General features: G+C 69.3%; 13 protein-coding genes and 3 pseudogenes. 9 read left to right on the plus strand and 7 right to left on the minus strand.

Translation table 11 applies throughout. The features are described from left to right. Positions 1-19 precede the first annotated feature (19 nt). Both AB0B76_RS41090 and AB0B76_RS41095 read right to left on the minus strand, forming a co-directional pair. Positions 20-6331, minus strand: a complete 6312-nt coding sequence (locus AB0B76_RS41090; protein WP_360385919.1) for an RHS repeat-associated core domain-containing protein — start codon at positions 6329-6331, stop codon at positions 20-22. A 1-nt stretch (position 6332) separates the two neighbouring features. Further along, positions 6333-8963, minus strand: a complete 2631-nt coding sequence (locus AB0B76_RS41095; protein WP_360385921.1) for a LamG-like jellyroll fold domain-containing protein — start codon at positions 8961-8963, stop codon at positions 6333-6335. A gap of 367 nt (positions 8964-9330) precedes the next feature. On the opposite strand from AB0B76_RS41095, the gene AB0B76_RS41100 reads away from it, so the two are divergent. Beyond that, complete coding sequence (locus AB0B76_RS41100) at positions 9331-11928, plus strand: BTAD domain-containing putative transcriptional regulator (protein ID WP_360385923.1); 2598 nt, start codon at positions 9331-9333, stop codon at positions 11926-11928. A 362-nt stretch (positions 11929-12290) separates the two neighbouring features. Here the strand turns inward: AB0B76_RS41100 and AB0B76_RS41105 are convergent, their stop codons facing one another. Next, positions 12291-13340, minus strand: a complete 1050-nt coding sequence (locus tag AB0B76_RS41105) for a LacI family DNA-binding transcriptional regulator (RefSeq protein WP_360385925.1) — start codon at positions 13338-13340, stop codon at positions 12291-12293. A gap of 39 nt (positions 13341-13379) precedes the next feature. Here AB0B76_RS41105 and AB0B76_RS41110 point away from each other — a divergent pair, with 39 nt between their 5' ends. The 3 genes and pseudogenes from AB0B76_RS41110 to AB0B76_RS41120 all read left to right on the plus strand — a co-directional run bounded on the left by AB0B76_RS41110 (position 13380) and on the right by AB0B76_RS41120 (position 15564). Next, positions 13380-14531: an MFS transporter gene (locus AB0B76_RS41110; RefSeq protein ID WP_360385927.1), complete on the plus strand. Its 1152-nt coding sequence runs from the start codon at positions 13380-13382 to the stop codon at positions 14529-14531. Between the two features lie 66 nt (positions 14532-14597). Then, positions 14598-14814: pseudogene (locus tag AB0B76_RS41115) on the plus strand (sigma factor); the annotation flags it as partial. 282 nt (positions 14815-15096) lie between these two features. Continuing rightward, positions 15097-15564 (plus strand): PH domain-containing protein, encoded by a 468-nt coding sequence (locus AB0B76_RS41120; RefSeq protein ID WP_360385929.1) that lies wholly within the window; start codon positions 15097-15099, stop codon positions 15562-15564. On the opposite strand, the gene AB0B76_RS41125 is transcribed toward AB0B76_RS41120, so the two are convergent. Then, positions 15561-15806 carry a hypothetical protein gene (locus AB0B76_RS41125; protein ID WP_360385931.1) on the minus strand — a complete coding sequence of 82 codons (246 nt, stop codon included), beginning with the start codon at positions 15804-15806 and terminating at the stop codon, positions 15561-15563. The two genes, AB0B76_RS41120 and AB0B76_RS41125, sit on opposite strands and share 4 nt — an antisense overlap. On the opposite strand from AB0B76_RS41125, the pseudogene AB0B76_RS41130 reads away from it, so the two are divergent. After that, a pseudogene (locus AB0B76_RS41130) lies at positions 15714-16049 on the plus strand (hypothetical protein); the annotation flags it as partial. The gene AB0B76_RS41125 and the pseudogene AB0B76_RS41130 overlap by 93 nt on opposite strands. Before the next feature lie 70 nt (positions 16050-16119). Continuing rightward, complete coding sequence (locus AB0B76_RS41135; protein ID WP_360385933.1) at positions 16120-16734, plus strand: integrase core domain-containing protein; 615 nt, start codon at positions 16120-16122, stop codon at positions 16732-16734. Positions 16735-16760: 26 nt separating this feature from the next. Here AB0B76_RS41135 and AB0B76_RS41140 read toward each other — a convergent pair whose 3' ends face one another. Next, entirely contained in the window at positions 16761-17228 is a 468-nt protein-coding gene (locus tag AB0B76_RS41140; RefSeq protein WP_360385935.1) for a hypothetical protein, read from the minus strand. A gap of 313 nt (positions 17229-17541) precedes the next feature. On the opposite strand from AB0B76_RS41140, the gene AB0B76_RS41145 reads away from it, so the two are divergent. After that, positions 17542-17667 (plus strand): hypothetical protein, encoded by a 126-nt coding sequence (locus AB0B76_RS41145; protein ID WP_360385937.1) that lies wholly within the window; start codon positions 17542-17544, stop codon positions 17665-17667. A 5-nt stretch (positions 17668-17672) separates the two neighbouring features. Here AB0B76_RS41145 and AB0B76_RS41150 read toward each other — a convergent pair whose 3' ends face one another. Next, a complete protein-coding gene (locus AB0B76_RS41150; protein ID WP_360385989.1) occupies positions 17673-20408 on the minus strand; it encodes an AAA family ATPase in 2736 nt (911 codons plus the stop codon). 206 nt (positions 20409-20614) lie between these two features. Between AB0B76_RS41150 and AB0B76_RS41155 the strand changes: the two are divergent. Then, a pseudogene (locus tag AB0B76_RS41155) lies at positions 20615-20707 on the plus strand (short-chain dehydrogenase); the annotation flags it as partial. Positions 20708-20793: 86 nt separating this feature from the next. Here the strand turns inward: AB0B76_RS41155 and AB0B76_RS41160 are convergent. Continuing rightward, on the minus strand, positions 20794-21969 hold the full coding sequence (locus AB0B76_RS41160; RefSeq protein ID WP_360385939.1) for an epoxide hydrolase family protein: 1176 nt from the start codon (positions 21967-21969) through the stop codon (positions 20794-20796). A gap of 65 nt (positions 21970-22034) precedes the next feature. Here AB0B76_RS41160 and AB0B76_RS41165 point away from each other — a divergent pair, with 65 nt between their 5' ends. After that, on the plus strand, positions 22035-22481 hold the full coding sequence (locus tag AB0B76_RS41165) for a MarR family transcriptional regulator (RefSeq protein ID WP_360385941.1): 447 nt from the start codon (positions 22035-22037) through the stop codon (positions 22479-22481). Positions 22482-22549: the final 68 nt, after the last annotated feature.

Consider the following 22549-nt stretch of genomic DNA (forward strand, 5'->3'; position numbering starts at 1 on the left):
TCCGCACCACATCAGGTGCTTACCGGAAGAGCGTTGCGGGATCTCGTGGAACCTTGTTGGTCGTGGGCAGGGAAGCCACGTTTACTGTGCGGCTTGGACCGTAGCCGTACGCGACGACGTCTAGGTCCCACCCGACGTAAGTCTTGCGCGAGCCGTCGTTGTAGGTCACAACGGATGTGACGGACCGCCATCTGACTTGAATCCTCGGCGACATGTAGCCGAGGTCATATCGCCCATTGTCACTAGCTACCACGCTGGTTCCGGCCAACTCGGTTCCTTCGGTGTGGTCGTAGTGCACTCCGATCGAAACCGCCCCCAAGTCGAGGGCGATGTCGCCACCCCAGCTGTTCGATTTCGTGGTGTTGATACTCAGCGTCGTGTCGTCGTCCGTCGACAACGTGTATGAGTCGCCCAACGAGATGCCGTCGACGATTCCCAGATCGATCCAGTCAGATTCCGAGTAGGATAGTTCTCGGCTCTTTCGGCAGTAGTTCGTCACCACCACACAGTTGTTCTCCGTCGTGCCTTCCAGTACATTCTTGCCACTCGGCCCTGCCGCACGCCGCGCCGCGCAGGCATAGTCGACACAGTTACCAATTCGTACGGGCGGATGACCCTTGGATCCGTAATATCCACAATGCTTTCTTCGCTCGCATGGGTCGTCCATCATCTTCTGATAGTTGGTCGCCGGGGCCTTCGACTCGGTCGCATCACAGCGAGGATCGGCGTCGCAGGCCCGAGTCCCGGCCGGGTCGGTGAAGGTGGCTGGGCTGTTGTTGCCGTAGGCGTACCCGTTCATCTGCTGCGGATCATGCGGGTCGATGATCGGATCCATGCTGATGAACTGGCCGAGCGACGGGTCGTACTCGCGGGCGCCGAGGTGCGTCAGACCCGACGGATCGGCCGTGCCGCCGACGAAGCCCTTGTCTCCTGACCATTCCGTGGGCGGGGTGCCGCGAACCTCGCCGAACGGCTTCGAGCGGCGTCGCAAGACGGATAGGCTCGCCGAGTCAACGGTCGCCTCACCCGTGTTGTGCTGGTCGCTGGCTAGCCACGAGAGCTTTTTACTCGTCCGAACGGCGATAGCGCCGCCTCCGTAGGTGTAGTAGCGAGTACCGGTCGCCGTGGCCTGTCCGGTCGCGAGCCGCAGTTCGAGCCCTTCCGGCAGGTAGAGCGTGGTGCCGGTGGCGTCCTTACGGATGAGGCGGTTGCCGTCGGCGTCGTAGACATAGCTCTCGGCGCCGTTGGTGGCCAGGTGTCCTTCCTTGTCGAAGTCGAGCGAGGTGCTCACTCCGCCGATAGTGCGGGTCTTGAGGTTGCCCGACGCGTCGTACTGGTAGGTGTCGGTCCGAGTCGTTCCTCCGGTCACCGTCACCTTCGTCGTGGTGTGCGGCTGGCTACCGGCCGTTCCCGCCGGAGCCGGGTGACTGTAGGTATAGGTCTTGTCCGTGCCGACGTTGTCGGTCACGACCGTACGGTTGCCGCTCTTGTCGTACTGGTAGGAATCCCAATAGGGCGCGGTGGTGCCCAGCAGCGTGTCGGAGCGGGCTGCCGTGCAGTCGCTGTCCTTCTGCGTCCAGGCCTCGGTCATGCGGCGCAGGTAGTCGTAGGCGAAGCACTGCGCATCGGCGGGCTGCCCACCGTTGGGCACATCCGTGATCTTTGTCAGGTTTCCGGTCGCGTCGTACTTGTAGGTGAAGTTGAAGATCTGGTTCTTCGCCTCGGGGGTCGCGTACGCGTTGACAAGCCGCCGTGTCGGTTCGTCGTACTGGTAATCCAGCCACACCCGGGCGTTGCCGGTGCCGAGGATGCGCTCGGTCACCTGCCCGAGGTGATCGTAGGTGGTGGAATTGATGTAAGTTGTCGCGCCCGACAGGCCGATGGACAGGCCGAGATCCGTGCTGCGGACGGTGGTCACGGTCTCTTCTGCCAGGCCACCCTTCGCCGGCGTGGTGACCGTGGCGGGCTGATTGTCTTTCGAATAGGTCGTCGTGAACTCATAGGTGCCGGTCAGGCCGGTGCCGGCCGAGGCCGGAATCGTGACCAGACTCTTGGTGGCCCGCCCGGCGGTGTCGTATTCCGTCACCTCGTTGACGTACTGGTTGGTGCCGTCGTAGCGGATGCTCTTGGCGGGTTTGCCGATGCCGTTGAGCACGGTGTCGTACGTCCACTCGACCAGCTTGGCACCCGTTTCGCTCCCGTCCCGGACGCTCGTCTTCCGGCCGAGTTCGTCATAGGTGTATCCCAGGGTGACAGTCCGGGAGTCGGTGGCGGTCTTCAGCGCACCGTCGTTGTAATACTTCATCGACGTGGAGCCCTTGTCCGAGTCCTCATCCTTGATCTTGCGCCACCGCTGGTCGTAGGTGTACTGCCACTTGTTGCCCAGCGAATCGATGACGGATGCCAGGTCGTCGTGCGCGGTGTAGGCGTACTTCGTCGAGTCGTACGTCGAAGCGTCGAGCCCGGTGTGCTGCCGCAGTTCGCTCGTACGCCCACGAGCGTCGGTGATCGTCGTGGTCTTGGTACCACCTTCAGGCGGAGTCACTGTGGTCCGGTCACCGCCGTAGGCGGTGGTAGTACGCCATTTCTCGACCCCCGCGGCCTTGAAGACGGCGTCAATGATCCGCCCGGCGCCGTCGTAGACATTCTCCGTGACCGAGGGAATCGTCGCCGTCGGCACCGCCAGGGTCTCCTGCGGCGCGCTAGCGTCGTTGTAGTAGGCCGCCGACGACCAGTCCAGCAGCCCTCGCGAGTCGTAGACGGTGTCCGACACGGTGCGGCCACCGCCGGGCGCCTGGCTCTGCTTCTGCCGCTCGCGCATCTGGCCGTCAAACAGTGTGATCGACGTCGAATAACGGTCGGCCAAGGCGTAGGGCAGCAGAGTTTGCGTCGTGACGGTCGTCGGCGCGTTGTTTCGGACGTTGTAGGCGAACTTGAAACTCGGATTCGTCGCCGAGACCCGGTTCGGCATCCAGACGGCGGTCAGCCGCCCCAACCCGTCGTACGCCTGCTTCGTCACCCCGGTTGCCGTATTGACCAGATAGTTCGGGTCTCGGGTCTCCTTCGGCAGATTCCAGCCGATCTCATACAGGGTCGTGGTCTTCTGGCCCTTGGGATTGGTGACGTCCACCTGCGTCACCGGACCGGCCTTGACCGGGGTGTAGGTGGTGCCGGTCTCGTGCTGGAGCGCGTCCTTGGACGAGATGACGCGCCCGTTGGCGTCGTACGCCATTGCCGAGGTGGCGATATACGTGGGTGTGGTGCCGGACCAGTCGGCGACCTCCTCGGTCTTGACCGGCAGGCCTCGCGTGGGCGGGGCGCCGAACGGCAGATCCGTTCTGTCGTAGTAGGTTCGGACGTCGGAGACGACGTCCTTGGGGGTGTTGTCACTGTTCTTGCCGCGTACGGGAGCGGTCGCGCAGTTGACCTTCACCGTTTCGACGCGCGACACCTTGGCGTGCATCCAAATCCCGTCGTTGACGGCGTACTCGGTCCGGGTGCACAGGTCGTCGGAGGCGGTCGCCTCGTCGCCGAGGTCGTCCACCTCGTATGCCAGGTTGTCGGCGTTGACCTTCGTCTTCGTCGCGGTCCAGCGCGTGCTGCCGTCCCACTTGATGGTCCGGCTGTAGTCGGCCGCCGTCGACACCATGAATGCCCCGGCGAGCTTGGCGCCGTTGGACGGGCTTCCCGTCTTCATCGCGGCCGGCTCGGACAAGGTGCCCGAAACGACGGGCCCGTTGACACCTTGCGCGTCAACACCGTTGTAGACGATCGTCTCGCGGAGTTCGCCCTGGAGCGGCGCGGCGTCCTCGATCTTCTTCGAGTGCGGATCACCGGTGCCGTCGAGGGAGTCGGTGATCCAGACGTCCTTGGTCCCGGCCGCGGCCTTGTCGCCGTCCATGCCGCGGAAGTAGCGGTACTCGGTCGCCGACTGGGTTTCGGACTGCAGGCCCTTGCGGACGCGGACCCGGCCGTAGCCCCGGAACTCGCCCCAGGTCCGCTTCTTGTCCTGAGTCAACTCCGAGTTGTCGTACGCCCACGCCGGGGTGTCGAGATAGTCGTAGTTGGTCTGCTCATGCACAAACCCGCCGGTGTTGTCGTACACGTCGAGCCGGGTCACCACATACTTGTGGAACCAGTCCAACGTCGGCGTCTGCCCGTCCGGGGCGTACCACTGCGGCATGCACCTCGTCGCATTCGTCGACGCCGTCGGCGGGGCCGACCGCGAGCAGTCACCGCCGACATACGTGATGCCGAGCTGCGCTCCGGATTCGGTGACTATCGTCTTGATCCGGAACCGGTTCAAGCCGGTGCGGCCGTCACCGGCCACATCGACCCGGTTCGGATACGGGTCGGAGCCGGGGCTGAAGGTGATCTCCGGGTCGGAGACGGCGGTGCCGCCCTTGATTCCGGTGCCCGTCCGGGTGAGCCCGAGCAGGAACATCGGCGTGCCCTCACCGTACAGCGAACCCGCGTCGAGATAGTCCTGGCGCAGGGTCCACTTCTCCACCGTCCGGAAATCCGCCGGAGCCAGCGTCGCGTCCCACACCTTCGCCTCGACCGAGGCGAGCCGCTTCTGCGTCCAGAACGTCGGCGAACCCTGCTCCGTGCACGAGGCGCCGCTATTGCAGTACTGATCCCACGGAGTGTCCGGCCATGACGCCGCCACCGCCTTACCGGTCGAATCGAAACACGTCGTGTTCGCCTTGCACCGGTCGGCGACGTTGAACACGATCCGCGCCGACGCCTGCGACTGGTCGGTACGCGTACCGTACTCGATCTTCGTCAGATAGCCGCCCCGGACGTATGTCGTCCGCTTGGCCGGATCACCCTCCCGGCCGTACGCACCGGTCTCCTTCGCATAGCTGTACGTCATCGTGTTGCCACTGGGGTCGACCACGTAGTCGAGGTTCCACCGCCAGGCCCGGGTGTGCTTCGACGCCGCGAAGTCGCCGGCGACATACCCGGTCTCTCCCGGGTGGTTGCTGTAAACGGGGACCGTCCAGACCGACGCCGACGCCGCCACCTTGCCGAAGTAGTACTGCGTGCCGTCGAGTGTCGTCACCCGGTAGTACTGGCCGTAATCGTCGCCGTTGCCGATCGACGTGTCGGCCAGCAGCTCGATCTTCGAACCGTCGTCCGACACGCCCTTCCACCGGCCGTTGCCCACGTCGACCAACTCGGTGGACCTGCCGTTGAGGCTCATCGTGGCATTACTGCGATACCAGCACAGGTCGCCGGTCTTCTTGTCCTTGTTGTTGGGGTCGTTGCCACCGACCGGGTCGGTGTCCTCGGCGCAGGAGTCGTAGCGGCGCTCGATGTAACCGGGCCACATGTCCCAGCCGTCGCCGATCCACGAACCCTGCGTGTTCGTGCCGCCCGTACGCCCGTCCACCGACTGCGACGAGTAACCCAGCGACAGCGACGGCGCCGGGCCACCCACCGACGGCGGCATCCGCAACGCATACGACCACGAAAACGCACCCGTCTGCTGCGAAACCTGCCACGTCGACGCCGGCGACAACGACGTCGCCTTGTAGTCCCCGTTGTCACCCGACGCAGCCGCCGTCGCCGCCAGCAGCGTCGCCGAACCGTCCCCGCTGACCGGCACCGTCGCCGTCAACGCTCCGGCGGCCGGAAGATTGCCGGCGGTGATGGTCCGGCCGTCGGCGATCCGGCAGCCGGCCATCGCCGGAGTGCTCAGGAAGCACTCCGGCACCGCCACCAGCTTCAGCCGCGTGGCCCAGTCGCCCCCGTACGCCCGCCGGAAGGCGGAGTAGTCGACCGTGACCGCGACAGCGTCGCTGGTGTGTACGCCGTCGGCCCGAGCGACCGACAGCAACATTCCTGAGATTCCTGTTCGAACGGCGTCGGCCCGGTCATAGAGGCGTACCGCCACCTTGCCAACCGGCGGCCTACTGGACCGGGCGGAAGTCAGCTCGGAATGGGCCGGCGCTGCGGCGACGAAGACGGGCATCGTGCCGGCTCGGACCGATCCGGCCGCTGCGGCCACCGAGGCGCTCCGAGTCGACGCGCCCGTGGTCGTCGCGAGGTCGGCCACCGCGCTCTGCGCCGCCGGCCAGACGGGCGACACCGCCTGAGCGATCGGCGGGCTGCCCAGCGAGACCCCGGTGCCGGAGACGCCGTCGCGTACCGGGACGCTCTTGACGTTCTGCGGCGTCGGCTTCTTCCAGTTCATCGCGGCGATCTTCGCTGTGACCGCCGGTGACGCGGCGTGCGCCGGTGCGTCGGCCACGCCCGTCATGAGCATCACGGCCGCCAGCGACGCGGCGAGCGTACGCCTCGCGATCCTTCCTCGCGCTTTGGTCATGTCAGGCCTTCTTCATCTCGGTGGTCAGGTCTGCCGCGCTCAGCGCGCGATTGATCACAGCGACTCGGTCCACGGCGCCCGTGAGGTACTCGGTCGCCGCGTTGTTCTGCCGAGCTCGCCCGATCGCCAGCGGCCCGGTCGCCGACCAGGCGCTTGTGAAGACGGTCGGCGGGGTCACCGGCTCGGCGACGCCGTCGAGCAGGATGAAGAACTGGATGGTGTGCGCTGTGCTGTCGTAGGCGCCGGCGATGTCCACCCAGTTGGTCGTGGTCGCCGTGCCGGTGTCCAGGGCCGGTGCGCAGGACCGGGTCGAGGCGGTGTCGGCCGTGTTCGCCGCGGTGAACATCGTGAAGCACCAGGCCGGCGCGTCCAGGTCGGTACGGTATTGCAGCCGGAAGGCGGATCCGGCCCCGCCGTCCTGCGACACGATGGTCATCGGCGACGCCGGTGAGATCGTGCCGAGCTTCACCCGGGCGACCACCGTGAACGAGCTCATCGTCTCGATCACCGGCCCGGAGGTGGCGGCGGACTGCGAACCGGGGAGCTGGATCGCCTGCGTGGACTGCCCCGCCACGTACACCGGGGTCCAGGAGCCGCCGGACAGCGGATACGGGTCGATCGTGCCGCTGGAGGCGACCGAGTTGGTGGCGCCGTTGAGTTCCCAGGTCCACGACTTCTGCGCAGCCGGTTTGACCAGGAAGTCGAACGGGGCGCCCATTCCGAGCGAGTTCCCCGCTGCGTCCCGGGCCTCGGCGGTGATCCGGTTCACGCCGTCCTTGCTCGGTGTCAGCGTCACCGAGAGAGCTCCACCGGTCGTGGCGAACCACTCGTTGTTACTGGCGTCCTTGGCGACGACGCCGTTGAACGCGTATCGGATCGCCGCCGCGTCGGCGGCCGAGGTCAGCGTGAACTTCCCGGCCTGCCCGATGCCGCCCAGCCACTCGCCGGTCGAGATCGACTTGTAGGTTACAGTTCCGCCGGAGACCGCCGCGATCGCCGGTGTGGCCGGCGCGATCGTGTCTACTGTGAACGCTCCCCACGACGAGTCAGGCCCGCATTTGTACGCGTCACAGCTACGCGCCTTGACGGTGTACGCCCCATCGGCCAACGTGGGTGCGATCCAGGGTGCAGCTGTCTCCACCGTTCGATTCGTCACCGTGGTGCCGGAGGACGCCACCAGCGTGACCTTGTCCGGCTTGTAGATCTCGATCACGACGGTGTTGACTCCGCCGTCGGCGTCGTGCGGAGTCACGCACAGCAGCGGCGTGCTGTCGTTCGTCAGCGACGCACTGGAGCCGGAGCAGTCGGTCACCCCGGCTGCCTTCAGGAACAGGCTGGTCGGAGCGGTCGGCACCTGGTTCCAGGCAATGTAGAGCCTGGCGCTGCCCGGGTTGAACTTCTTCCACCATTCGGTGGTGCTCTCGCCGCCGCCGCCGTTCTGCGCCGCCATCAACGCGACGGCGAACGACGACCAGCCTTGGTCGTGGTTGTACTGCACACGCGAGGCCACCCGGGCGTCGTCGAAGACGATCACCTGGTCTGGTTGGGGATCGTCGCTGCATTCCTCCCCTCCGCTGCTGGGTTTGTGCGCGTGGCCCTTGCGCTCGCCCAGCCAGCCGTCGGACAGGACGGCCGGGCCGGGCCACGCGTTGCGGCCCGAGCTGAATCCGCCGACCGAGTACGCGTTGACCGGGGTGTCATAACAGGCCCATGAGTGGGTCATGGTGATGCTGAAGTTGGCGTCGGTGACCGTCGCCGCGGCACTGCCGATCGACGTGCCGGAGCTGAAGTAGAAGAACGACCGGTAGATGCCGCTCCCGTCAGGGTTCTTGCCGGCTCGGCTCACGCCGTCGTCCCGGTTGACGTTGGTGGAGTCCGCGTAGCCCACGGTATTGGCCGGTAGCGCCGTGGCCGGGTCGATCACCACCGGGTAGACCGTCGCCGGGTCGGCGAGCATCGCCGCGTCGGGCGTGACGGTCAGACTCGTCGGAGTCGCGTCGACGTTCGCCTTCGCCTCGGCCGAGCCTTCCGGTGCCTCCACGAGGAGGCCGGCGACGTCATGGGCCGACGTACGCGCGGCTGGAGCTCGTCCGGCCGCGTCCCACATCGCCGCGCCTCCGGCCCGGAGGGCAGGCCGGCCCGCCGAATCACGGGCTTCGAAGCCGCCGCCCGCCGTCGGGACGATCGTCAGACCCTGGCCAGATAGGGCCAGCCGCTGCGACCTCAGCTTCGGATTGGCCGCCGCTGCCCGCGACTTCACGACCAGGTAGTAGCGGAATCCGTCCACAGTCGCCTTGACCCACAAGTCGACGCCTGGATAGACCTCGGGGTAGGAGGCCGAGTCGCCGGAGACGACCGGGGTCGGCAGCGCGGACGGCCAACTGTAGGTCAGCGCGTTGCCATCGGTGGTGAAGGTCGCCAACGGACCCGTGCCCCCGCCGGAGAACCGCACGTCGGCAACGGTCGCCGTAGCCTGCAGGGAACCGTCGCCGAACTGCCGCAGTGTGGTGTCGACTGCCGTCCACGAGCCGTCCGCGCGGTGCACTCTTGTCGGCACGGCGGTGATCTCCGCCGAAAATCCGCCACCGGGCTCCGCGTACACCTCGGCCGTCTCCGACCGTCGTGCGGTCACCACTACCCGAGAACCACATCGGGCGGCTTCGGCCAGCGCGGCCGCTTCCGACTGCTTCTCCGCGGCACAAGCGGCACGGCCCGCCGCAGTGGCGGCCCCTGCGGCGGCCATGGCGGGCGGCCCGGCCGCCAGCTGTCCGGTGAGGACGAAAACCAGTGCGACGGCGAGGGGTACGCCGAACACGCGTTGTCGCATCCGCGTTCCTTCCTGAGACCGGCGAGCCGGACGGCGACCGGAGGAAGGAAGTGTCGGGGAGATCGCTTATACGTCCGCTATACGCGATCGCCAGACCGGGTGGATGACGGTGGCCGCCGGTTGATAACTTCTGATCTAGTCGGCTGCCCGGGGGTTCACGATGTGGTTCACGGTGCTCGGTCCGGTCGAAGTGACGGCCGGCGGCGGGCCGGTCGAGCTGGGCCGGGCTCAACGGCGCGCGGTGCTCGCGTACCTGCTGCTCAACTCCGGCCGGACCGTCTCGGCAGATCAGTTGGTGGACGCGCTCTGGGGCGACGCGCCGCCGGCGACGGCCCGGACGCAGATCCAGGTCGCGATCTCAGCGGTACGCCGGGCGCTGCGCGCGGCCGGTCGCGACTCGATCCGGTCCGGGCCGGGCGGCTACCAGGTGACGGTCACCCCCGACGAGTTCGATGTCGCTCAGTTCACCGACCGGGTGCAGACGGCTCGGGGCCTGGGGGCCACGCAGTACGCAGCGGACGAGGTGCGGGCCGCGTTGACGTTGTGGCGTGGTACGCCGCTGGCGGGCGTCACCGCGGCGTACGCACCGATCGTCCGGGCGCACCTGGAGGAGAAACAGCGCGCGGCGTACGACATGTTGTTCGGGATCGAGCTGGACCACGGCCGGCACCGCGAGGTGATCCCGGAGCTGACCGCCCTGGCGGAGGCCCATCCGCTGCACGAGGACCTGGCCGGCCGGCTCATGCTGGCCCTGTATCGGGCGGGACGGCCGGCCGACGCGCTGGCGGCGTATCAGACGATCCGCCGGAGCCTGGTCGAGGACCTGGGCATCGAGCCGTCGGCCGCGCTCCGCGGCCTGCATCAGTCGGTGCTGACCGGCGACCCGACGCTGGACCTGCCGACGACCGTGACGGTCTCGGCTCGGGGAACGAGCACGCTGCCCCACGATGTTCCCGACTTCACGGGCCGCGCCGCGGAGCTGGCCCGGCTGGACGCGATAGCGGGCACGGCGGTCGCCGTGATCAGCGGCCCGGGCGGCGTCGGTAAGACCGCGCTCGCCGTACGCTGGGCGCACGCCAACGCGCACCGGTTCCCGGACGGGCGGTTCTACGTCGACCTGCACGGCTACGGTCCGCGCGATCCGATGGCCCCGGCCGAGGCGCTGCGCCACGTGCTGCTTACCCTCGGTTTCCCCGGCGGCGACGTGCCGGCCCGCGTGGACGCGGCCGCTGCGCTCTACCGGGCCCGGCTGGCCGGCGCGAAGGCGTTGATTCTGCTGGACAACGCCGTGACCGCCGACCAGGTACGCCCCCTGCTGCCGGGCGGTCCCGGCCCCACGGTGCTGGTGACCAGCCGTGACCGGCTCGGCGGCCTGATCGCGGGAGACGGCGCCACCGGGATCGGGCTGGCCGAGCTGGGTGCTGCGGAGTCGGCCGACCTGCTCACCCGGATGGTGGGCGCCGACCGGGCCGCTCGCGAGCCGCAGGCGCTGGCCGATCTGGCAGTGACGTGCGGGCGACTGCCGCTCGCGTTGCGTATCGCGGCGGCGAATCTGGTCGACCGGCCCGAGGACATGATCCGGGAGCACGCCGACCGATTGGCCGCGCCGAACCGTCTCGGAAGGTTCGTGGTGGCCGGCGATCCGCGGCGTACGCTGCGCGCCGTGATCGACCAGTCCGTCGAACGGCTCACGCCGGTGCAGCAGACGGTACTGCGGTCCTTGCCCGCCCTCCCGGGCGCCGACTTCGGGATCCGCGTGCTCGCCGGGGTGCTGGAGCTGCCTCGTGACGAGGTCAGTGTGCTGCTCAAGCAGCTGGTGGACGCCTGGCTGGTGGTCGAGCCCACGCCCGGCCGGTTCACTCTGCACGACCTGGTACGCGAATACGCCGCGAGCCTGATCGACGACAACGCCGACGTGCAGCGGCGGGCACTGGCTACCTACGTGACGACGACGGCGGCGGCACACCAGCGCATCGCAGAGCGTACGCCGGACGACGGGAGCGGCAAGCCGGTCTTCGAGTCCGTCGCCGACGCTATGGCCTGGTTCGACGTCGAAGCGGCGAATCTGCTGTCGGTCAAGAGCGCCGCCGGCGAGCAAGGCCATCCGGACTGGGGCCGGTCGCTCGGGCTGATGCTGCGGCCGTACCTGCGAGTGCGATCGCAGCGTCCGGATTGGACAGCCGTGTGCGAGGTCGGGCTGCGTTTGGCGATCGAGCTCGACGACACATCCGTCGACGTGTACCTGCTGTCGGCCGGCGGCGCGGTGCACCGCCGCCGTCGGCAGTACGCCGCCGCTCGCACCACCTTGCTGCGCGCGCTGGAGGTAGCCGTCGCACAGGACGAACCGGCGCTGACCGGGCACATCCAGGATATGATCGCGACCGGCGCCGACCCGGCCACCGAGTACGCCGACGCCCAGACCCGGCTGGATCATGCGCTCGCCCTGGCCGCGCGGGCCGACGACGACTACCTCGCCATGACGGTGTACATCGGTCGCGGCCTGCTGTCGGGGCTGCGCAAGGCGTACGTGGAGGCGATCGGGGATTTCCAGCTCGGGCTGGCGATCGCCGAGCGGCTCGGTCGTCCGCACCCGATCGGCGTCGCCCGGCACAATCTCGCGTACGCCTGGCACCAGCTCGGCGACCGGCCGAAGGCGGTCGAACACGCGAGCCTTTCGGCCGCGGTAGCTGACCAGGCCGGGCTCGTCGATCTGGCCGCACGAGGCCGTGAACTGCTCGCAATGACCGACACAGACGACCGCGCGTACTGAGTGATCCCGGAGCGCACGTGGCCGCGGATGCAGTGAAGCGGTGTTGGAGACCTCCGAGGAGCCCGTCGGGTGGCGCGCGATGTTGGGCTCGCCGTTGCTGCGGTGGTAGCCGATGGCGGTGTTGCGGAGCACGGCGGCGACGGCGAGGCCGTTGCCCGTGCAGGCTTGCTGGGCGTCCTCGGTGAGGGTTACGTCTCGGACCCGGTGCAGGCGGTTCCGATGGGCCATTCGCGGCGGGGCCCAGTCGCTCAGCTGATCGGGCTGGGCCGGCGCTGCGGGCAAGGATTACGTCGCACCATCAGGCCCCGAGCCGCGCGGACACGGCCGGGGTGACGGCCGTGAGCTGTGTGCCGCACGGATCGTCAGGCACGGGTGCTGGCCCTGCGTACCACGGACCACGACGCGGCACCGGAGTCCGGCGGCTGCCCGAGCGCGGCTCGTGCGCATGTCGCGCCTTGTTCGCGCAGCGACTGCGCCACCGTGGTCAGCCCGAGCCGCGCTGCCACCGCCGCGTCGTCCCATCCGGTCACCGCTACGTCGTCCGGCACGGCACGGCGGGCCGCACGCACCGCCCGGACGACGCCGGCGGCCTGCTCGTCGCTCATCGCGGCGATCGCGTCGGGCGGCTCGGCCGAGGACAGCAGCGTGGCCGCGATCCGCTCGGCCTCGGCCGCATCGTTGTGCGCGCACACCGCGACGACCACGTCGTGCCACGCGAAGCCGGTCGCCTCGGCGGCCTGCCGGTAGCCCTCCAGCCGCTCCCGCGTCACCGGGAACAGCACGCCCGCGGTGTCCGGGCCGCCGGTGATGGCGCTGATCCGGGCCCGCGACAGCGGGAAGCTGACCACGGCCGGACGTCTGGCATCCGCGAAGGCGACGGCTCCGATCGCGCGCGCCGCCGCCCGGTTGTCGATGCTCACCAGCGCCAGGCCGTCGACCGCCGGACCACCGTGTACCACCGCGGGACGGCGCATCGCCCGCACGGCCGCCAGGATCGGGTCGTCGTCCGACGTCGTCCACACGATGAACCCATCGACGGCGGCGGCCCGGATCCGCTCGGTGTCGTCGGCGGCGCCGGTGATCGGCAGGATCGTCATGCCGTAGCCGCGGTCGGCGCAGACGTCGGCGATGCCGGCGAGGAAGGACGCGGCCTGCGGGTCCTCGAACGCGTAGGTCAGATGCTCGCCGAGCACGACGCCGAGCGTGCGAGTGGTGCCGCGGCGCAGCGACCGGGCGCTCGGGTCGGGTCCGGGGTAGCCGAGTTCGGCCGCCGCCGCGAGCACCTTCGACCTGGCGTCGTCGGAGACCCGGCTCGGCCGGTTGTAGGTGTAGGAGGCGGTCATTACCGACACGCCCGCCAGCTCCGCGACCTGCGCGAGCGTCACCCGCTTCGCGGCGACCGGCGATTTCATGGGTACCAGCGTACCGGCACGATGTGTATCGTTACACCGATGACGCCGGCACCCCGTGCATTGATCGCAACGGCATTCGTAGCCTTCGCTGCTTTCGGCTCCTTCTGGGGCGTTTGGGGCGCGTCGGTACCGCGAGTGCAGTACCAGACTGGCATCAATGAAACCCGGCTCGGCGTCGCGCTGCTGTTCGTCGGTGCCGGCGCGCTCCCGGCGATGCTGCTGGTGGGCCGGGCGTTGGATCGGTGGGGGTTATCCGTCGCGGCACTCGTCATCGGCGCGCTCGGCTGCGCGGGTGCCGGGCTGGCGCTAACCGCGGTCAACCTGCCGAGCCTGTGCGCCGGGCTCGCCCTCGTCGGCGCCACCAGCGGCGCGGCCGACGTGGCCATGAACGCGGTCGCCGGACGCGCCGAGACGCTCGCCGGCCGGCCCGTCATCACCCGCGCGCACGGCGTCTTCTCCAGCGCGGTCGTCCTCGCCAGTCTGGCGACCGGGCTGGCGTCCGCCGCGGCTTTGCCGCTCGTCGTCCCGTTCGCCGCTGTCGCCGCGCTGTCGCTGATCGCGGGCACCGCGATGTTCCGGACACTGCCCGCCCGCCGCACGGTGCCGAATCCGCAGCCGCACCTCGACAATGCCCCGGAGCGCCGGCCACCGAGCGCCCCGTTGTTGCTCATCGGGGTGCTCGGCGCGCTGGCATTCGCCAGCGAGAACGCGCACCAGAGCTGGGGTGCGGTCTTCGCGCAGCACGAACTGCATGCGGGTGGCGGGTTGAGCGCCGTCGCACCCGCCGTGTTCGCGGCAACGGTCGCCGTCACACGCTTCTCCGCCGGCGGCCTCAAGCCGGCCAACGCGCGGACCGTGCTGCTCGCCGGCGCGGCCAGTGCGGCGGCCGGTGCGGTCATTGTCGCCGCCGCACCCACGCTGACCATCGCGGCGGTGGGCCTGGCAGTGGCCGCCGCCGGGACCGCCGTGCTGTTCCCGACCCTCATCGGCATCGCGCAGCGCAACGTCGACGAGTCCCGCCGGGGTCGCGCGACGTCGCTGGTCACGACCGTGTCGTACCTCGGGTTTCTCCTCGGCCCGGTCTACGTCGGGCTGTGGGCCGACGGCGCCGGGCTGCGCGGGGCGATGGTCGCGGTGGGCGGCCTCGCCGCCTGCTTGTTCGTCCTCACGCCGGTGCTGCGAGCGCAATGACCGTGCGGTACTGACCGCGCGGCAAACCCCGCGGTGTTCAGCCCAGGGCCAGCCAACCCGAGCGCCATGGAGGCGTCCCCGGAACTGGGCGTGAGCGGGCTGGGCGGGTCGACGGGCCGGCGTTCTCGGGGCTGGCCGAGCGGCACCGGCGGGACTGCACGTGCACTGCTACCGGATGCTCGGGTCGTTCGAGGACGCCGAGGACACCGTGCAGGAGACGTTCCTCCGTGCCTGGCGGCGGCGGGAGACCTTCGAGGGGCGGTCGACGTTCCGGGCCTGGCTCCCCGCGACAACAAGCGCAAGGCATTCCGCGGGGCGCATCCACCAGCTGCGCCAGGAGCACGCCCGCAAGCCGAGCCTGCTGGACCGCCTCGAACGCGCCGGCCTCGCCTAGACCCGTCTCTAGGTGTCAGCGGCGGCCGCCCTGTACCCGCTACGGGGCGGCCGCGAACCTTGCGATCGGCGCGCTGTATCGCATGGCAGGGTAGCCGGTCGTAGGGCTTCACCGAAGGTAGCCGCGGCCGCAGCGGGCCTTGTCGCGAGTGCCGAGCGGTCGATAGAGTCCGTGGTCATCGACAAGCGTACGTATCGAAATCCGAATCGGCGGATCTTCCTCTGCCTTGGCTTCCTCCTGCTCGCCGCGTTTCTCGGCAGTGGCGCGGCCTTTGCCACCGGCGGCGCGCGGATAGCCTTCGCGCTGCTGGCCGGCCTCGTCGCCGCACTGGGCTTGCGGACACTGTTCCTGCGGCTCGTCGCCACCGGCAGCGGCCTGCGGGTGCACGGCCTGCTGGGCAACCGCACCTACGCCTGGAGCGAGATGGAACGCATCGAGCTCGGCAACGACCCGGTGAACTCGATGAACCCGCTGCAGGTTTTCCATCAACAGTGGATTCCCGTTGCCCATCTAACCAGCGGACGCATGCTCAAACTGACCGAGATCACGTCGTACACCATGCGGAAGAGCGCGCGCGACACCACCCTTGCGGCCCGCGTCGCCCGGGAGCTGGAGCTGGCCCGCGCAGCGGCGCGCTAGTCCACGACGACCGTGAACTTGTGGGGCTCGAATTCTCGGTTCGGTGGCTGTGACGTGCGGTTTTGTGCGACGTCGATCCAACGACAGCAACGACGATCCAGGCCGTGACAGCCGCGCTGGTGTACCTGCTCCTGCGTCAAGTTCTGCAGATGCTCACGCAACTCGCCCGGGACGGTGGCGCGAAGGACGTCGAGCTGCTGGTGCTGCGGCATCAGCTGGCAGTGTTGCGCCGACAGGTGCACCGGCCAGACCTGCAGCCCGAAGACAGGGTGGTGCTTGCTGCGTTGTCGCGGCTGCTGCCTCGCTCACAGTGGGCGGCGTTCTTCGTCACCCCAGCTACGCTCCTGCGCTGGCATCGGCAACTCATCGCGCGACACTGGACCTATCCACACGCCCGACCCGGCCGGCCACCCATCGACCGGGAGATCCGTGAGTTGGTGCTCCGTCTGGCCGCGGAGAACTCGACCTGGGGGCACCGCCGAGTGCAGGGTGAGCTGGCTCGTCTGGGCTACCAGATCGCGGCCAGCACGGTCTGGAAGATCCTGCACCAGGCCGGTGTCGACCCGGCACTCCCGCCGAACTGGACCGACCTGGAAACAGTTCCTGACCACCCAAGCCCACACCATCTTGGCCTGCGACTTCTTCACCGTCGACACCGTGCTTCTGAAGCGGATCTACGTGCTGTTCTTCATCGAGCTGGCGACCCGCCACGTCTACATCGTCGGGGTTACCGCGCACCCGACCGGCACCTGGGTCACGCAACAGGCGCGGAACCTGCTCATGAGCCTCGACCAGCGTGTCGACGAGCTTCGGTTCCTGCTCCGCGATCGCGACACGAAGTTCACCAGCGCCTTCGATACGGTGTTCACCGCAGCAGGCGTCGACGTGCTTCGCACACCGCCACAAGCGCCGAGGGCGAACGCCCACGCGGAGCGCTGGGTCCGCACCGTCCGGCGCGAGTGCACCGACCAGATCCTGATCTCCGGCGAACGGCACCTGGCGAACGTTCTCACCGAGTACACCGCGCATTACAACGGCCACCGCCCGCACCGATCACTCGGACAGCGACCACCGAACCCACCACCGCAGGTCATTGACCTCAACGCCGCCCGAGTCCAACGACGCCCGATCCTGGGCGGACTGATCAACGAATATTCGCAGGCAGCGTAGCCACTCCCATTTACGAGCCCCACGGGTCATCCGGCGTCACCGCCGAGCACAGCGCGGTGACGATCGGCGATCATGGCGTCGATGGCAGCCGGTGGATGAATCACGAGCCGCCGCTCGGCTGGCTCTGCGGCGATGAGCAGCCGATCGGCCGGCGAGATCGCACAACGGCGCCGCACGACGGACGGAATGTACAGATGACCCTGCCGGGTGACCGCGAACACTCCCCGTGGGCTGGCGTCGACGAGCAGCAGCCCATCATGCTCCTGGATCGCGTACCGGGTGCCGGGCCTCCAGCCCATGACCCGGACGATGGCCTGATCGGCGAGCCTGCCGTTGCAGTCAATCGCCGGCAGCGCGTAGACCGTCCGGCGCGTCCGCCGATCGGTGAAGGTCGGCAACGGCAGCGGACCACGGACGGGCCGTCTCATCGCTGCGTGGCCGCTCGTCGCGTTCGTGACGGAAGCCGGGACCACTGCGGGCACGAGGCTGGTCATGGCCGGCACCGCCGTCCAGCACAGATGCTTGGGTGACGTGTTCGAACGCGCTCGAACACCGGTGCGTCAGATAACGCAGGGATGCTATGGATTGGTGTCGAAGGTCTGACACGCACCATTTCCCAACGCCCCGACCTGCCGTCGGCGTGGTTGGTGGTGCCGCAGGTTGACTGACGACGGGGTGTGTGGCGCGGCTGGTTCGATCGCCGGACGTCCTGGGGTCCAAGGCAGTAAGGGCTGACATGGATGACGGCGCGGTGCAGGGCACGCACTTCCTGTCCTACGGCAGTTCGCAGCGGAGGACGTCGCGAGGGTGGCTCCGCGCTGGCATTACCGGCATATCAGCGAGGACGTCCTACCGGCGCTGAAGGCGCGTGGACTGTCCGACGACGATGTGGACACGATCCTCGTCGCGAATCCGCGCCGGCTGTTCGAGTAGGACAGTCAGGAGAGGCGCACGGTCCTGAGCTCGCGGCGGGAGGCGATGCGCAGCTTGCCGAAGATGTTGCGCAGGTGTGCGTCGATGGTGCGGGGGCTCAGGAAGAGTTGCGCCGCGACCTCCTTGGAGGTCGCCCCGGTGGCCACGAGCCGCGCGATGTGCAGTTCCTGGGCCGTCAGGGCATCGGTCGGCCGCGCCGCCCGCTTGCGTGGCTGCTCGCCGGTGGCCCGCAGCTCACGGCCGGCGCGGTCGGCGAACGCCCGCACACCCATGCCCGACAGCATCTCGTGGGCGGTGCGGAGCTGTTCGCGGGCGTCCTGGCGCCGGCCCTCACGGCGCAGCCACTCGCCGTAGACCAGGTGGGTGCGGCCGAGAAAGGTCGCGAACCGGCATTCGGCGAGCTGATCGATGGCCTCGCGGTACAGGTCCTCGGCGGCGGGCCCGGTGGTGGTCAGCGCGCGCGAGCGTGCCTCCAGCCCGAGCGCCAACGGGGTGCCGCTAGCACGGGCTCGGGAGCTGAGCCGTTCCAGCGCGGCGGAGGCGCGCGAGGGCTCGCCGGCGCGGACGGCGGCCTCGACCAGCTCGGGCAGCGCGGTACTGCTGTGCGTCAGCTCGTCGTAGTCGCACGGTCCCGAGGCGGCGTGGAGCGCGGCGGGGTAGTCGCCCAGGCCGTTGTGCAGCACGGCCAACGCCGCTTGGGCGAGGGTGATCAACGTTCCCTCGCCTCGCCGGGTCGCCTCCTGGACCGTGGCGTCGTACAGGTTCAGGGTTTCGGTCCGCCGGCCGCCCCACGCGCCGAGGACCAGCCTGCCGTGCGGCAGCGGCGGGGCCCCGATCGACTGTGTGATCGCACGCTCCTCGGCGATCACTTCGGCGGCCTGGGCCAGCTCGCCGGTATTCGCCAGGATGGTCGAGTGGAAGTTGAGCGCGGTGGCGAGCGTGGCCAGCGCTCCGGCGTTCCGGGCGAGCTGGACGAAACGGCTGGTCAGCGCATAGAGGATCTCGTCGTCCCACAACATGAACGCGACGCGGCTGGCCGCCCACAGCCCGCGCCGGCTGCCGTCGTCGGCGCTCAGCTGGTTGCGGAACGCATGCAGGGCCCGCCGGAGGCCCGGCACGCTCACCTCGTATCCCTCGGTGAACCTGGTTACCAACCCGTCAAGCAGGAGATCGGCCGGGCTTGGCTGGCCGGTCGGCGGGGGAGCGTCGCGCGCGGCCTCGGCGAGCTCCAGCACTCCGCGGCCGTGCCCGAGCGGGCCGGCGTGGATGGCCGCCTCGATGGCCTGCAGGTACGTGTCTCTGGACTGGGCGGGGTCCAGCGGGGCGAGCGTCTTGGCCGCGTCGAGCAGCATCCCCGGCACGTCGCTGCTGCGGGTCCTCACAAACTCGATCTGCGCGCGCAGCAGCTCACCCTGGGCGTGTTGCAGCGCGTCCAACGGACCGGCCACCGCAGCGGTCAGCAGCTGCAAGGCGGCGCCGGACGCGCCTGCCTCGTGCTTGGCCTGCGCGGCGACCAGCGCCCGGCGCGCCCGATCGGCGGGGTCGGGGGTGAGGGCGGCCGCTCGTTCCAGGAACGCGGCTGCGGCGGCCAGTCCGCCGCGGGCTCTGGCCCGGCCGGCCGAGCGCTCCAGCTCCAGCGCGACCGTCTCGTCGGTACTGAGAACCGCCTGCGCGCGGTGCCAGGCCCGGCGGTCGGGGTCGGCTCGCGGGTCGGTGGCCCCGGCCAGCGCGCCGTGCGCGCGGCGGCGCTCGGCCGGCTCGGCGGCCCGGTAGACGGCCGAGCGCACCAGCGGATGGGAGAACCGCACCCTGGCACCGACCTCGAGCAGACCCGCCGCTTCTGCTGGCGCGATCGCCTCGGCGCCGATGCCGAGGCGCTCGGCCGTCCGCCACAGCAGCGCCGCGTCGCCGACCGGATCGGCGGCCGCGACCAGCATCATCGTCTGCGTCGGCGAGGGGAGGTCGGCCGCCCGGCGCTGGACGCTCTCCTCGATCCGGTCGGGCACGCTCAGCGCGTCCGGCATGCCAAACCCGCCCGCCAACCCCGCCGGTGCGGCATGCCGGGACAGCTCCAGCAGAGCCAGCGGGTTCCCCCGCGCTTCGGCCAGGATCCGCTCGCGCACTCTGTCGTCCAGCGGCGCGTGGACCGCCGAGTCCAGCAGGGCCCGCGCGTCGTCGTCCGCGAGCCCGTCCAGGCGCAGCTCGGGTAGCCCGGCGAACGTCTTGGCAGCCCCGAGGGCGGGTACCTGGTCGCGCACTCCGAACACCAGGGCCAAACGCTCGGCCTGCACCCGCCGCGCCACGAATGCAAGAACCTGTGCGGAGACCGCGTCCAGCCAGTGTGCATCGTCGACCAGGCACACCAGCGGCTCGTCCTCGGCGGCCTCGGCGAACAGGCCGAGCGTGGCCACTGCGACCAGGAACGGGTCCGGTGCCGCGCCGGCACGTTGCCCGAGCGCCACAGCCATGGCCTTCTGCTGGGGTTTGGGCAGGGCTGAAAGCCTGTCCAGCAGCGGCGCGCAGAGCTGGTGCAGCCCGGCGAATGCGAACCCGATCTCGGACTCCACGCCGACCGTGTGCACCGCCCGGAACCCCGACGCCGTGTCGCGGGCGTGCTTCAGCAGCTCGGTCTTGCCGATACCGGCCTCGCCGTGCACGACGAGCACGCTGCTGTGCCCGCCGCGCGCCGCGGTGAGCAGCCGTTGCACAGCCACGTGCTCGGTCTGCCGACCTCGAATCATCACCGGCTCTCCCGCGGGGCACCGACTGACCGTGGGGGCTGCGCCGTCGGTTCTCGAACGGCATCAAGCCTAGACGCTGGATTGCCTCCGGCCACACGTCGCATGTCGGTTTGCCTAGCGGGTAGGCGACGCCAACCGGCCGCCGCCGGGAGAGCCTGCGACGAGAAGGCGGCGTCGGACCGGCTGATCGCAGAAGGAGCCGTGCAGTGTCCACTTCGCGGCCAGAGGAGCCGGTGGCACTGGTCCCCGGCGCCAACAGGGGCATCCGGCTGGAAACGGTGCGACGCCTCGTCGAAGCCATGGATCCTGCCGCTTCTCGGGCACTGCGCGGACCCCGACCTCACGTTCAGCCCGCCGACCTCGAAGCAGGATGACCTGCGGCTGGTCATCGGAGGGTATTGAAGAAATCGGTGATGTCCCGGGCGAGGAGGCCGGGTTCCTCGTGCGCGGCGAAGTGTCCGCCGCGGGGCATCCGGGTGTACCGGGCGACGTTGTAGGTGCGCTCGGCCCAGGAGCGTGGTGGCCGAGTCAGATCGGCGGGGAAGACCGCGACAGCCGTAGGGACCTTGACCTTCTCTACGCGTCTGGTCAGGCCGCGCGCGTATTCATAGTAGGGCCGAAACGACGTGGAGATGGTGCCGGTGAACCAGTAGAGCGATGCCTGGGTCAGGATGAAGTCGTCGGTGAATCGGGTCTGCAGGTCGCCGTCGTTGTCGCTCCAGGCGCGGTACTTCTCGACGATCCAGGCCAGGAGACCGCTGGGTGAGTCGGACAGGGCATGGGCGAGCGTAAGCGGCCGGGTGCTCTGCTGGTGCTGGTAGCCGCCTTCCTCGGAGTTCCAGGCGGCGACCTCGTCGAGGTAGGTCTTCTCCTCTTGGGTGAGACTCGCCGGGTCGTACTCCGTGGGCGCGGCGACGGCGAGGAGGTGAATCCCGGTAACCGAGTCCGGGTAGGCCTCCGCCAGCCGGGAGGTGACGCCGGCGCCGAGGTCGCCGCCGTGTGCGGCGTAGCGGTCGAAGCCGAGCTTTTCGTGCATGAGGCGGTGCCAGATCTCGTGGGTCTGCAAGGCCGGCGGGAGTGACGGCCGCTGGGGTGAGAACGTGTAGCCGGGCAGGGAGGGGACGATGACGGTGAAGGCGTCGGCGGCGTCGCCCCCGTGCTGTGACGGTGTGGCCAGGCGGCGGGCCAGGGTGGTGAGCTCCAAGAAGGAGCTGGGCCATCCATGGGTCAGGACGATCGGCAGGGCGTCCGGGTGCTCGCCATCGAAGCGCAGATAGTGCACGGGGGTGCCGTCCACATCGGCGATGTGTGACGGCAGGCCGTTGACCTCGGCCTCGTGTGCGCGCCAGTCGTACTCGGTGGCCCAGTACTCCACGAGGCGGCGCAGCTCACCGGTATCGGCGCCGGCCTGCCACCCGTCGAGAGGCCAGGGCGTTGGCCAGCGGGTGGCGCGCAGCCGCGCGCGCAGGTCTTCCAGGTCGGCGTCACTCACGGCGATCAGGGGTTGGGGGTTGGCCAAGGGCGTCCCGAACGCGGGCATGATCCAGCCTTTCGAGATCATCTAGTTACCTGCACAGGCAACTATAGCTGGCTGAGACCCGCCCGTTTTGCCGGTACAGTGCGGTCATGGCGACTGAGCGGCTGCGGCCCCTGGAGTACGAGGCGTGGCGAGGGTTCCTGCTCACCCACGACCGGATCTGGCGTTCGATTCAGGATGGACTCGCACCGCTGAACGTGAGCATGGCCGAGTACAGCGTGCTTGCGCTTCTCGGTGAGGCCGGCCCCAGGGGCATGCGGATGTCCGAACTGGCCGAGCGTCGTCTGATGTCCACCGGTGGCTTCACCCGCTTGGCCGACCGCCTGGAGCGCCGTGGGCTCATCGAGCGGCGGCGCTCAGGCGTCGACGGCCGCAGCATCGACGCGACGCTGACGAGCCAGGGGCGGGCCCTGCTGCGCAAGGCCTGGCGTCAGCAGCATCGCGACCTCCGCAGGCTGTTCTTCGACCGGCTCGAGGACGACGACCTCCGTCGTCTCGCCGACATCTGGGACAGGCTTGCGATCGAACCGCAGTGATTCACTTCGCTTGTTGTTCTGACCCCCGCTCTACCGCCGGCCGGTTCCGAACACGCCCCGGAATATCT

The organism is Dactylosporangium sp. NPDC049140, from assembly GCF_040648435.1.

Coding starts and splice junctions, on each gene's coding strand:
- AB0B76_RS41090 (WP_360385919.1), bottom strand. CDS start 6,331: ATGACCAAAGCGCGAGGAAGGATCGCGAGGCGTACGCTCGCCGCGTCG.
- AB0B76_RS41105 (WP_360385925.1), bottom strand. CDS start 13,340: ATGAAATCGCCGGTCGCCGCGAAGCGGGTGACGCTCGCGCAGGTCGCG.
- AB0B76_RS41110 (WP_360385927.1), top strand. CDS start 13,380: ATGACGCCGGCACCCCGTGCATTGATCGCAACGGCATTCGTAGCCTTC.
- AB0B76_RS41140 (WP_360385935.1), bottom strand. CDS start 17,228: ATGACCAGCCTCGTGCCCGCAGTGGTCCCGGCTTCCGTCACGAACGCG.
- AB0B76_RS41150 (WP_360385989.1), bottom strand. CDS start 20,408: ATGATTCGAGGTCGGCAGACCGAGCACGTGGCTGTGCAACGGCTGCTC.
- AB0B76_RS41160 (WP_360385939.1), bottom strand. CDS start 21,969: ATGATCTCGAAAGGCTGGATCATGCCCGCGTTCGGGACGCCCTTGGCC.
- AB0B76_RS41165 (WP_360385941.1), top strand. CDS start 22,035: ATGGCGACTGAGCGGCTGCGGCCCCTGGAGTACGAGGCGTGGCGAGGG.